9 protein-coding genes are annotated in these 12,028 nt (G+C 53.8%); 3 read left to right on the top strand and 6 right to left on the bottom strand.

Going from position 1 to position 12,028, the window contains the following annotated elements:
- Position 1 precedes the first annotated feature (1 nt).
- On the top strand, positions 2 to 1,213 hold the full coding sequence (locus IPJ96_11255) for a hypothetical protein (GenBank protein ID MBK7910911.1): 1,212 nt from the start codon (positions 2 to 4) through the stop codon (positions 1,211 to 1,213).
- Between the two features lie 12 nt (positions 1,214 to 1,225).
- Here IPJ96_11255 and IPJ96_11250 read toward each other — a convergent pair whose 3' ends face one another.
- Positions 1,226 to 2,119 carry an amidinotransferase gene (locus tag IPJ96_11250; protein MBK7910910.1) on the bottom strand — a complete coding sequence of 298 codons (894 nt, stop codon included), beginning with the start codon at positions 2,117 to 2,119 and terminating at the stop codon, positions 1,226 to 1,228.
- Positions 2,120 to 2,123: 4 nt separating this feature from the next.
- Complete coding sequence (locus tag IPJ96_11245; protein ID MBK7910909.1) at positions 2,124 to 3,803, bottom strand: PKD domain-containing protein; 1,680 nt, start codon at positions 3,801 to 3,803, stop codon at positions 2,124 to 2,126.
- Positions 3,804 to 3,992: 189 nt separating this feature from the next.
- On the opposite strand from IPJ96_11245, the gene IPJ96_11240 reads away from it, so the two are divergent.
- Both IPJ96_11240 and IPJ96_11235 read left to right on the top strand, forming a co-directional pair.
- The gene (locus tag IPJ96_11240) at positions 3,993 to 4,169 is read left to right on the top strand and encodes a hypothetical protein (protein MBK7910908.1); all 177 of its coding nucleotides are present in this window, start codon (positions 3,993 to 3,995) and stop codon (positions 4,167 to 4,169) included.
- 114 nt (positions 4,170 to 4,283) lie between these two features.
- Positions 4,284 to 6,158: a PQQ-dependent sugar dehydrogenase gene (locus tag IPJ96_11235; protein MBK7910907.1), complete on the top strand. Its 1,875-nt coding sequence runs from the start codon at positions 4,284 to 4,286 to the stop codon at positions 6,156 to 6,158.
- Positions 6,159 to 6,225: 67 nt separating this feature from the next.
- On the opposite strand, the gene IPJ96_11230 is transcribed toward IPJ96_11235, so the two are convergent.
- The 4 genes from IPJ96_11230 to tgt form a co-directional block, all read right to left on the bottom strand.
- Entirely contained in the window at positions 6,226 to 7,917 is a 1,692-nt protein-coding gene (locus IPJ96_11230) for a hypothetical protein (GenBank protein MBK7910906.1), read from the bottom strand.
- Positions 7,918 to 7,986: 69 nt separating this feature from the next.
- A complete protein-coding gene (locus tag IPJ96_11225; GenBank protein MBK7910905.1) occupies positions 7,987 to 9,063 on the bottom strand; it encodes an LptF/LptG family permease in 1,077 nt (358 codons plus the stop codon).
- 208 nt (positions 9,064 to 9,271) lie between these two features.
- On the bottom strand, positions 9,272 to 10,318 hold the full coding sequence (locus IPJ96_11220; GenBank protein MBK7910904.1) for an IS481 family transposase: 1,047 nt from the start codon (positions 10,316 to 10,318) through the stop codon (positions 9,272 to 9,274).
- A gap of 313 nt (positions 10,319 to 10,631) precedes the next feature.
- Positions 10,632 to 11,759: a tRNA guanosine(34) transglycosylase Tgt gene (gene tgt / locus IPJ96_11215; protein ID MBK7910903.1), complete on the bottom strand. Its 1,128-nt coding sequence runs from the start codon at positions 11,757 to 11,759 to the stop codon at positions 10,632 to 10,634.
- Between the last annotated feature and the right edge of the window lie 269 nt (positions 11,760 to 12,028).

Genomic DNA, 12,028 nt, shown 5'->3' with positions numbered 1-12,028 from the left:
CATGGCTGCCGGCTTGCAGTACGATAGCTTCTTCTCGCGCATGCTGACCAGGCGTTGGTGGTTATCGATTGTGTTGGTGCTGTTCAGTGCCCACGTTTACGGCCAGGATATCGTGCGGTACAAAGACGGCAGTATCGAACGCGGGGCCGTTCAACAATCCGGATTCGGTTTCATTCGTTTCAGTACGAATCCTCAGACCGGGGTCTCGCGAAGGATCTCCAAGCAGGATCTTACCTCGTTAACCTATGCTTCCGGCGAGAGCATTTATTTCAATGCCTACACGAGCGACACACCCCGTACCCGGAAAGTGATCATTCACCTGCGGAGCGAGGAGACGGTTACCGGCCGACTGATCCGGCAGACCAACGACAGCTTAATCGTTCGGGCAGGGAAGGGTAGAAGGGAAGAGGTGTTGGTATTGCGAACGGACAGCTTACGAAAGCTCGAGTTCCTGAGCGGCGAACGTGAGTATTATTCGCCGACGTATCGCGAACCGGCGGTTCATTTTCTTCCCTACCGGCGTTTGCAATTGGGTTTGCTGCTGGGCGGCGGCGGGTATTCAGAGCAAACGGATGTGGTGGATGCCTATGAGGGTGCGGGTTTTGGTCTGTTGACTACGAACTCCAACGGGATGCCCACGGCAGCCAGGGGACTTGAGTTCAAGCCGACACCGACCCAGATCAAGTTGCAGGCAGCGTATCGATTTCGTCGCAATCTGCAATTGTCCGTCCAGCTGCCCCTTCAGCGCAAGACGTTTTCGCTTTTAATGGGTCGACCTGTAGGCAGTCTTAATCCATTACCGTTAGCATACAAATTTCACCTCACGCAGGCAGCAGCATTATTTGATTTCGTCTTTTTGCCCTATCCGCGAAAACAACGAACGGCGTTTGAACTGCAGGTTTCTTGCGGAATGGGTTTCGACGTCGTGGAGGAAGAATTCGAATTGCGATCCGATAGCGGATATTTTTGGAGTTCTTCCAGGTCGAGCGGTGGTATGCGTGGTATCTTCGGATTCACCTCCCGGCTGCACCTTAGCCGGATCGTTTCGATCGTTCCGTTACAGCTTCAGTTTGATATACCGGTACTACGTCCGGCGTTTGAAGAATCCTATGTTCGGTACCCGGACGGGTTGGTGCGCGTCAGCTCGTATAATTACTATCCATTTGGTGTAGCCGTCCATTGGGGTGTTACGTTTCACTTGCTTTCGCAATGAATGCGTTTCTGCTTAAGCCAATTCTGCCAGCATACAGCGAATGCCTCCGCCTCCTGTTTTCTCGATGACAGGAATTTCGAAGATCAGCGGAGTACAATACCTGCGAAGCTGATGCTGTTGTTGAGGCGTAAATGCATCCCAGGCGGTCGAGCTTACTGCCAGCAGTTTCGAGCCGCTTTCATTTTCCAATTCCAGGACGTTGGCGCAGAATGCCGAGAGCTGCTTTCGCGTGATGGTGATCTGTTCTTTGCCCAACTGACGGAGGAGATGTTCCAATTCCTTTTTCTCCGGTTCGAAGGGCATTGCATCCGGACACCAGATCGCCCAGTGCTCACCGACCGATAGTACCACATTGGTGTGGTAGTAAGGTCGTTCCTGTTCATCCTTCGTTTTAAAGGTAAACAGGCAATAGCCCATTTGCTTTGCCCACCGTTCTGCTAAGGCCGGATGTGTGCGATCAGAAAGTGCAGAGAAAGCTAGGCGGTTCATCCGATCCAACACCAGGCTGCCGGTCCCTTCCAGAAACATGCCCTGTTGTTCGAACTGACGGAGATCGATTGTGCCGGGGTAGTTCGTTTGCAGCCAGGCGATGAATTCCGATCGTCGTTCCAGCCTGCGATTAACGGCCTTCATCGGATACAGCACCAGGGTTCCATCCTCGTGCGTGCTGAACCAATTGTTCGGAAAGAGCGCATCGGGCGTCTGTTCGTCGGGCGGTTGAAAGCGGCTGACACGGATCCCCGCGGATTCGAGCCGGACTACAGCCGCGTTGAATTCAGCTAAGGCCGCTGATTGATGCGCCAATGGATCGATGATTCCCTGTTGTTGAAATGCGTTATCGCCGGCGGTCTCGGGGTTGGAGCAGAAACCGCATGGGGCTATCATCAGCACGTGCCGCACTGCCATCCGCTCATCGTTTGATCAGGCGTTGTTGGAAAGAGCCTTGTTCGTTCGTAAAGCGAAGCAAGTAACATCCGGGAGTAAGTGACGGCAGGGGTAGTTTACCCGAATTGCAGCTTAACCCCAGGCTTTGCAGCAGTTGCCCCTGCAGATTCCAGAGTTCGACCCGGTAACATGCTGTTGCAATATGCCGGAGTATGAGCTCATCACCAACAGGATTGGGAAAAACCGAAACCGGCGCGGTATGAACGGATCCAAAGCCATCGTTGATCACCGCAAGGGTATCGGAATATCCACTACAACCGTTGCTGTCGGTAACGAACACGAAGTAGGAACCGCTTGGGACTCCCAGCAGCGAAGGGCCGGTTTCCGTCAACTGACCCGAGCTGAGCTCATACCATTGATATGACAGATAAATCGGATCACAGAAGACATCCGGGCCGGCAGCGGTCAGCACCGGCTGAGGTAGGCCGTGGACGGTAATGAAGTTGATCTGCGACTTGCTGTTGCTGCATTGTCCGTCGTCCACAGTCAGGGTGATCGTGTAAGCACCCGGATTGGAAAACAGAATGTCGGAAGGATTAAGGTCGCCGGACGTGAAAGGTGTGCCACCGGCAAAAAGCCAGGTGCGGGATGCGATCGTGCCAATCGATTGATCGAAGAAGTCGATCGAATCGCCTGCGCAGATCGTGGAATCCGAGCAACTGAAATCCGCTCGCGGACCTGCCTGGATGCGGATCAAATTGGTTGTCACTTGCGTGTTACTGCCTGCGCCATTGGAGACCGTCAGCGTAACGGAGTAAGTTCCCGGAGTGGAATAGCAGATCGTGCCCGGGTCCTGTGCTGTGGAGGTAGCGGGAAGGCCGCCTGGGAACGACCAATTCCAGGTGGTAGGAGTTCCAGTGCTCAGATCGCTGAACGTTACGCAAAGTGAATCGCAGCCAAGCGTATCGGATACAGAAAAGAGCGCAACGGGAAGGGAAGCCGACGATTCGGACAAGGTGAGGTTGTCCACTGCAAAGGAAGGATCGGTCCCTACACCGTCGCTGTTGTTCTTCCAACGGAATCCGATCCGAAGGTCCGGGACATTCTCACAGGCAGGTGGAAGCGTTGCGTTATAGGCTGTCCAGACGCCTTGTCCGCTCGGACAGGTGTTGGTCTTTGCGAGATTGACGAGCTGGGTCCAGGTAGCACCACCGTCGCTGCTGTATTCCACGCTTCCGTCGTCGTTGATGCCTGCGCCGTTTTCGATGTACTGAAAAGAAATGCTTAGTCCGGTACGACCGAGTGTGTTGATAGCGGGTGATGCTGCGCGTTTATCCGTGGTCGGGTCTTCACCTGAAAATGCCGGGCCTGCATTGTAGGATGCGCCGCAATCGCCATTCGGACAAAACAGGCAGAGGGTACAAGGAACGCTTCCAATGTGCAGGGTCTGATCGTTCCCACAGCCAGCTCCGCAGGCGCCTACCGCTTCGCCGTTTTCGGAGCAACTGATGAACCATTCGTTCGCCACAGAGCCCTGGGTACCGATCGACGTTACGGTCCAATTGCCGTTCGGTCCGGTGTAGGTAGCGGCTTCGCAATTATCCGGACAACCATTATTGAAATTTTCCGTCCAGAAGATGCTTTGGGCGTCACAAAAAGCTGGGATGAAGAGCAGCAATAGTATGGGATAGGCGAGTGTTCGCATCGGAGTCTGGCTTTCTCCCAAACTTAAGCATTGGTACAGGAAGAGGCAAAACGAGATTTCGCCGGGATTTGCGTGCTCAGGTGGAGTTCATGTCGCATTTTCGACCATTTCTTACAAATGAAAGCGGAACGGAATGCTTGTTCACACGGGCGACTTTTCCGGTTGTATCCTGCGTTAAAACCACCCCTCATGAAAAACGAACCTGTTGTTACCTACAACCACATGGAGGAAGACGATGCAGGGCGCACGGTTTATCCCGAGGCGCAGGCAAAGGAAAGTCTCCCGATCAGCTTGTATATGCTGTTGGTCGTAGACGCGATCCTTGTTTCAGCCATTGTATTCCTCACTTTTAAGGTAATTTTCTGATTTACGGAAGAACGACCTGTTAAGGGGCCCGCGGGCCCCTTTTTTTATTCAGGTCGGGGAAGAAACGTGCCCTTTTGCTACTTTTGGAAGAAGCACTAGTCTTCCCATCCTTCTATGAAAAAAGTACTCTGCGTCTTGGTCAGCCTGATCGGGCTGACCGTTCCTTCCATGTCCCAGGTAACGCTTACGCCGTTCGCTTCGGGCTTCACATCACCGGTTGATATCAAGAATTGCGGCGATGGCCGGATCTTCGTTCTCGAGCAGAACGGTCAGATCAACATTCTGGATACGGCCGGCAATATCAACCCGGTACCGTTTCTTGACATTGTCGGTCGGGTATTGTACAGTGGCGAACAGGGTTGTCTGGGTCTGGCGTTTCCTCCCGACTTCGCGACGTCCCAGGTGTTTTATGTGAACTACACCCGTCGTCCGGACGGTGATACGCGCATCTCCCGCTTTCATGTCAGTGCAACCAATCCCGATAGCGCGGATGCGAATAGCGAAGAAATCCTGCTGACGATCCACCAGCCGTATTCCAATCACAACGGCGGACATATCCAGTTCGGTAAGGACGGGTATCTCTATATCGGGATGGGTGACGGAGGTTCCGGCGGTGACCCGGAGAACCGCGCGCAGAACCCGGATTCATTGCTCGGAAAAATGTTGCGCATCGCCGTGGACCCTTCCAACCCGACCTATAGTATTCCTCCAACCAATCCCTTTGCCGGAAATCCTTCTCTTGGCGCGGAAGAGATCTGGGCGCTGGGCGTCCGGAACCCATGGCGCTGGAGCTTCGATCGTGCAACCGGAGATCTTTGGATCGGAGATGTAGGGCAAGGGACCTACGAAGAAATCGATTACGAACCCTACGGTTCCGGCGGCGGATTGAATTACGGCTGGAGGTGTTACGAAGCCAATGCCAGCTACAATACCGCTGGTTGTCTCGCTCAGTCGAATTACGTTTCGCCGGTTCACTTTTACCCGCGTTCGTCCGGATATTCCGTGACTGGAGGTTACGTGTATCGCGGCGCCCGATATGCTGATATTTATGGCAAGTATTTTTTCTCCGACTATGGTGTTTCTTCCATCCGGACGCTGGAACCTGACGGAGCCGGTGGCTTCACCCATACCAACCTGGGTAGTTTGGGTGCCAGCGCCATTGTAGGTTTTGGCGAAGACAAATGGGGTGAGCTTTATGTCGCTGCGCTCGGCGGTACTGTTTACCGACTGCGCTCGACAGCCTGTCAACCCGCGGCAACGATCAATGCCGGATCGGATACGCTGTATGATTGCGGTACCGGCTCCGTAACGCTGAATGCACCGCTGGGAGCAGGCTTTCAGTATTCCTGGGCAGTTGATGGAATTCCCTGGCCTTCCGTCACGGAGTCCGCTACAGCTACTCAGGCTGGTGTATGGACGGTGACTGTAACGGACCCGAATGGCTGTTCCAATTCCGATACCACGCGCGTTTTGTTTGTGCAACCGCCCACGGTGAGCTTCTCCGGCCTTGATACCTTGTATTGTGTGTACAACAGTCGCGTTAACCTGTTGCCGCTGCCGCTGGGTGGTACGTTTACAGGTCCCGGAATTGTTGGCGCGGCGTTTGATCCGGGTATTGCCGGGATCGGAACTCATACAATTGTTTACACTTATACGGATAACCGGGGTTGTACCAACAGCGCTTCTCAGGAAGTAAGGGTCGATGCTTGTCTCGGCATGCAGCAAGCTGCCAGTATCGGTTCGCTTAGCGTGTTCCCGAATCCGGTCCGTGACCTGGTAGGCGTTGAGTTGAGTGCTGCGCGTGAGCAGGACATGACCTTTACGATCACTGATCTCACCGGGCGTATCGTACACTCGGAAATGCAACGCGTAACCCCGGGTACCTCCCGTTACTCCATCCGGGCAGGCAAGCTCGCACAGGGTTTGTATGTATTGCGCGTGTCGAACGGAATCAGCGAAAACCAAACCACCTTTGGTGCCGCAGAGTAACGGATCAGTTTCCTACAAAAAAAGGCCGCGACATGTTCGCGGCCTTTTTATTTCGAATGAATGGCGGTTATCGGATCAACTTTTTCATAATCGATACCGATCCCGATGTATAACGCAACAAGAAGGTACCGGAGGAGGGCAGGTCGCCCGATAGCAGTTCCCGAATGGAAACGAACTGGCGGGTAGCAGGTACGGATAGCATTCCGAGCGGACGACCCAGCATATCGAACAATTCCAGTCGTTGCTCCAGCTTGCTGTCTCGCGGCAACAGAATGTTCGATGCAGTTGTCAACGGTATCGGGGCGACTTGTAATTCCGGAGTCTGGGTGCTTGCTTCGATCGCAGTGAGCACGCCCAGGTTGCCGTCGATGTCGATGTTCTGCGCGTAAACACCACGGTCCTGGCGTTCATCGTCCCATACGACCACTACATTGTTGGAATGGAAGCGAAGCATGCTGCCATCGCCTTTGCTGCTGGCGACATTGCTCATCACCACGTGTGAAGGCCAAACGGTAGCGCCGTTGTCGTCGATGCGGATAGCGCGAAGCTCCTGGTTGCCGAAGGAGCCGTTGGCATAGGCGATGATGTATCCGTTGGTGACTTCCTGCATATCCCAGGGTTCGTCGTAGGTCGCGCTGATCGGGGTGACGGAGGCTCCGTTCGCGCCTAAAAGCATCGTGCCGGTGTTGTCGAACTTTTGGACCGTAACACCTGCCTGACCCTGGTTGCTGTCGAGTTCTTTCATCAGCAGCCAGTGTACTCCCGGGGACATGTTAGCACGCAGTGCGACTAGTTCCTTGTGTGTCGTGGTGGATGTGCTGGCTTCGAATCCGGTTGCATTCCAGAGATTGCCATTGGCATCGATGTGCTGAACATAGACATCGTTCATGGTGGACATGACCGGGTTGGAGGTATTGAAACCGATGTAGAGTCCGTCCGCGTCGTCTCGTATTACTGACGGGTAGTGAACCCAAGGAATGGTCTTCGTGGAAACCTGTACCGCGTTCGACCAGACCGCGACACCCGCTGCGGTATAGCGTTGGACGAACATCGTAGAAGTGAAGGGGAAGTTTCCGGTTTCCTGTACGTAGAAGACCAGGAAATCGTCGGTCCCTGCCATCGGAACTACCTGAGGCCGGCTATAGTTCACCACGCCGGTGCTGTCCTTGATCCGCAGCGGCGTATTTCCCCAGATAAAGGATCCGTTCGGGGCGATGCACTGAATGGAGATCCAACGGTCGTTGCCGTCATCGGCATTCCAGGCTACGAAGGCGTTTCCCGAGCCGGGAGCAATTGCTACATCCGGTGCGATACCCCCGGTTGAAAGGCTGTCGAAGCAGGGAATGCCGTTTGCGTTCCATCCCAATGTTCCGTTTGCACCGAGCCGGTAGGCAAATACCGAAAGGATGCCCAGGCGCATGTCCTGAAAGGCGACGACGGAGTTGCCGAATAGATCGCTCGTCAGGTCGTAGCGAAAGAGGGCGGAGTTCTGTGGGTAGGTACTGATGAATTTTCCGGTGGCTCCCCACTGACCGTAGCCGTCGACATCCAGCTTTTGCATCTTGAAGTCGTAGTTGCCGGAGCTGTTCGCCGCGAACCAGGAAATGATGGTGGAGCCATTATCACCCGGTGTTGTGAGCGGAACGACTTCCTCCAATCCCGCGTCATCGTGGACAATGGTGTTGAGGCTGGGGTCGGATGTCCATTGTGCGCTGGCGCTGCCGGTCAGGAAAAGCAGGGCGAGTAGCGATTTTTTCATGGGTAGTCGGATTTGGGTAGCCGAAAGGTACTCAAACCCGGACACTCGAAGCCTGAGAAAAATCAGCTGCTATTTAGGGGCGACCCGTAGCAGGTAAACGGCGACGAAAGCGAATACGATGTTCGGGATCCAGACCGCGATCATGGCCGGGATCGAGCCACTGATGGCGAAGGTATTCGCGACCTGCATGAAAAGGATGTAAGCGAAACTCAGGGTAATCCCCAGTCCAAGTTGAGAGCCGATTCCTCCCCGAACTTTCCGGCTGGAAAGGGAAACGCCGATCAGCATCAGGATAAACGTGGAGAACGGCAGTGCGATGCGCCGGTATTTCTCGACCAGGTACGAATTGATGCTTTCGGAACCGCTGATCTTTTCCTCTTCGATGAAAGCACTGAGGGCCGGTGTATCCATCGCATCGACAATGTTAAGTCGCCGGCGGAAGTCTGCAGGCTTTATCGATAACGTAGTGTCAAGCTGCCATCCGTTGGTGAGGGTTTCCCGAAATCCGGTGATTCGGCGGATGTAATAGTTCTCGATTTTCCATCGGGAAGCCGTGCTGTCCCACACGATCCGGTCGGAGTTCAGGAACCACACGCGCTTGCCGTCTTCGATGCGTTCGAGTGAAAAGCGGTAGCCGATGTTGTCGACGTTGTTATAGCTTTCCATGTACATGTACACACCCGGACTGATTTGTCGATGGATGTTGCGATCCTTGAATTCGACGGGGTTCTTGATGTAGACGTTCTCGAACTCGAGTTTCACTTTGTTGCTGTGCGGGATCACCCAGCCGTTGAAGTAGAACGAGAGCGCAGCCAGGAATCCCGCCGCCATGAAGTAGGGGCGGAGCATGCGACGAAAGGAGATGCCGGAATTCAGGATGGCGACGATCTCCGTATTGGCGGCCATGCGTGCGGTGAAGTAGATCACCGAGATGAACACGAACAGCGGCGCGAACAGGTTGGCGAAGTAGGGGATGAAGTTGAAGTAGTAGTCGAATACGATCTTGCTGAACGGCGCCTTGCGCTCGATGAAGTCGTCGATCTTTTCAGAGATGTCGAAAATGACCGCGATCAAAATGATCAAGGCCAGGGAGAAGAAGAACGTCCCCAGGAACTTGCGGATGATATAGCGGTCGAGGATTTTCAATGGGGCGCGTACTGAGTGGAGGCTGTGTTGGGTTATTCAGCGAATAGTGAATAGCGAACAGCGAATAGTTTTTACTGAATAGTGAACAGTGAATAGTGAACAGCCAAAGGTAAGTTGTAATAGTTAGAACTTCACCTGACAGACAGGGTTGGTTAAAAGTTATTTCCGGTCTGACGGATTTTTAAGGATCCGTCGCCCGGAATAACTTTTAACCGGTTGCTAATTTATCGAGCATTTTACTTTGCGCCAAGGGTATGCTGTCCAGGAATGTCTCCATTGGTGTTTTACCAAAGCAGTATTTTCCGGTGTGTGTCCTTTCACAGTTGTACTCTTCTATCCACTGATCCAGATCCTTCTGTAATTCCTCCAGCGATCCAAAGACCTTTTTTCGGAAGGCAACCGCATAAAACTCGTTCTGGATTGTCCGATGGAAGCGTTCGCAGATGCCGTTGGTTTGAGGATGCCGGGCCTTGGTACGGCTATGATCGATATCCTCCAGTGTCAGATAAAGACTGTACTCATGACTCTCCCGCTTGCCGTTGTACTCTGTACCCCGGTCTGTGAGTACCCGAAGCAGCGGCAAGCCATGCTCCTCAAAGAACGGTAGCACCTTGTCGTTGAGCATATCGGCTGCCGTCAAGGCGTTCTTACGGTCATACAATTTGGCAAAGGCTACTTTGCTGTAGGTGTCGATGAAGGTCTGCTGGTAAATCCGGCCTACACCCTTGATATTGCCCACATAATACGTGTCCTGGGCTCCAAGGTAACCGGGGTGCTCGGTTTCAATCTCGCCAATGGCTTCCTGCTGTTCCCGTTTCTTTTCAATGGCAACCAGTTGCGCTTCGGTGAGAATCAGTCCGTCTTGGGCCACTTTCGCCTCCAAAGCGCTCAAGCGCTTGGCAAAGGTCTCCAGATCATGCCGCATCCAAATATACCGTACCCCGGCCGGTGAAACAGAAATCCCCTTCTTACGCAACTCGTTCGATGCACGAAGCTGACCGTAGGCCGGATAGTCGGTGGCCATCTGTACGATGGCGTTCTCCCAGGCTATATCCATCCGATTGGCCAGTATCGGCTTCTTCCGACTGATCTCTTGCAGAGCCGTCTCCCCACCGGTATCGTACAACTCTTTGATCCGATAGAAACTATCCCGTGAATAGCCCATCACTTTGCACGCCTGGGATACATTACCCAATTGTTCGGCTAACTTCAACAAGCCTAACTTGGTTTTGATTAACTTAGCTTCTGTATTCATTGTCTGACAGTTTAGGGGTTATTGTTATGTTTCGTATCCTAAAGATAACCCTTATCTGTCAGATTAAATACTAACTAGTACAGGTAAGTTCTGATTTTTCAAGAGCGCTGAGGGCAGGAATTCACTTTCAATATTTCGGCTGACTATTCGCGTCATTATTGCAAACATATGTGGTGTTTTGAAAAAACAATCGTGTTAAATTTGATTTTTATCTTTAGAAAACAACCTATAACTATTCGCTATTCACTATTCACTATTCACTATTCACTATTCACTATTCACTATTCACTATTCACTGTTCACTGTTTACTGTTCACTGTCTACGTCCCAACACCTTCACCATCCCTTCCTTCCAGACCTTGAAGCTGCCGTCGAGGATGCGTTGGCGGGCTTCGGTGACGAGGTCGAGGTAGAAGGCGAGGTTGTGCAGCGTGGCGATCTGGGCGGCGAGGATCTCCTTGCTCACGACCAGGTGGCGCAGGTAGGCGCGGGAGTAGTATTGGTCGACGAAACTGGTGCCGTCGGGGTCGATCGGTCCGTGATCGTCCTTCCACTTCTCGTTGCGGATGTTGATGATGCCCTGTCGGGTGAACAGCATGCCGTTGCGCGCGTTGCGGGTGGGCATTACGCAATCGAACATGTCGACGCCCCGGTCGATGCCTTCCAGGATGTTGATCGGCGTGCCGACGCCCATCAGGTAGCGGGGTTTGTCTTTCGGCAGGATGTTGTTGACCACTTCGGTCATCTCGTACATCACTTCGGCGGGTTCGCCGACCGACAAGCCGCCGATGGCGTTGCCTTCGGCTCCTGCAGCAGCGATGGTTTCGGCCGACTGGATCCGCAGGTCGCGGAAGGTGCTGCCCTGGACGATCGGGAAGAGGTATTGGTAATGGCCGTACTTCGGTTCGGTAGCCCGGTAGTGCTTCAGGCAGCGCTGCAGCCAGCGGTGCGTCATCTCCATGCTCTTCTTCGCATAACGATGGTCGCAGGGGTAGGGCGTGCATTCGTCGAGCGCCATCATGATATCTGCGCCGATGGAGCGTTGGATGTCGATCGCCTTCTCGGGCGAGAAGAAATGCTTGGAGCCGTCGATGTGGGAAGTGAAGGAGACGCCCTCTTCGGTGATTTTCCGTTTATCGGCCAGGGAGTACACCTGATAGCCGCCGGAATCGGTGAGGATGGGGTGGTCCCAGTGGATGAATTTGTGCAGACCGCCGGCACCTTCTAGGATGGGCAGTCCCGGCCGGAGGTACAGGTGATACGTATTGCCCAGGATGATCTTCGCGTGGATGTCATCGACCAACTCGCGTTGATGCACTGCCTTGACCGTACCGGCGGTCCCTACCGGCATGAAGATCGGCGTGGGGATGTTCCCGTGGTCGGTCGTCAGCTCTCCGGCTCTGGCAGCGGAGTCGGGTAGGGTGCGGAGGAGGGAGAACATGGGGAAGGACGAAGGGAGTTGCGAGGAACGTGACCGGGGAACGAGGAATTGAAGGGAGTGAGGTGGGACGAGGGGGGATGAATTGAAGGGAGGAGCGAGAGAGGTGACCGAGGAACGAGGAGATCGACTACTAACGATGCACAAACTCGAAACCCGGAACTCGAAACCCGGAACTCGGAACTAAGAACCCGGAACCCGACACCCGGAACCCGCATCTCCCTGTTCACATTGGAGCGTTGATATTTCGCGAAAGATACGGACTTTGCCGG

Source organism: Bacteroidota bacterium, from assembly GCA_016713765.1.
GTDB classification, from domain to species: Bacteria; Bacteroidota; Bacteroidia; order AKYH767-A; family 2013-40CM-41-45; genus Pollutiaquabacter; species Pollutiaquabacter aromativorans.
Note: the sequence above shows the minus strand (reverse complement) of the source record. Positions and strands in the feature narration are given on the sequence as shown.

Coding starts and splice junctions, on each gene's coding strand:
- IPJ96_11250 (MBK7910910.1), bottom strand. CDS start 2,119: ATGGCAGTGCGGCACGTGCTGATGATAGCCCCATGCGGTTTCTGCTCC.
- IPJ96_11255 (MBK7910911.1), top strand. CDS start 2: ATGGCTGCCGGCTTGCAGTACGATAGCTTCTTCTCGCGCATGCTGACC.
- IPJ96_11235 (MBK7910907.1), top strand. CDS start 4,284: ATGAAAAAAGTACTCTGCGTCTTGGTCAGCCTGATCGGGCTGACCGTT.
- tgt (MBK7910903.1), bottom strand. CDS start 11,759: ATGTTCTCCCTCCTCCGCACCCTACCCGACTCCGCTGCCAGAGCCGGA.
- IPJ96_11245 (MBK7910909.1), bottom strand. CDS start 3,803: ATGCGAACACTCGCCTATCCCATACTATTGCTGCTCTTCATCCCAGCT.
- IPJ96_11230 (MBK7910906.1), bottom strand. CDS start 7,917: ATGAAAAAATCGCTACTCGCCCTGCTTTTCCTGACCGGCAGCGCCAGC.
- IPJ96_11220 (MBK7910904.1), bottom strand. CDS start 10,318: ATGAATACAGAAGCTAAGTTAATCAAAACCAAGTTAGGCTTGTTGAAG.
- IPJ96_11240 (MBK7910908.1), top strand. CDS start 3,993: ATGAAAAACGAACCTGTTGTTACCTACAACCACATGGAGGAAGACGAT.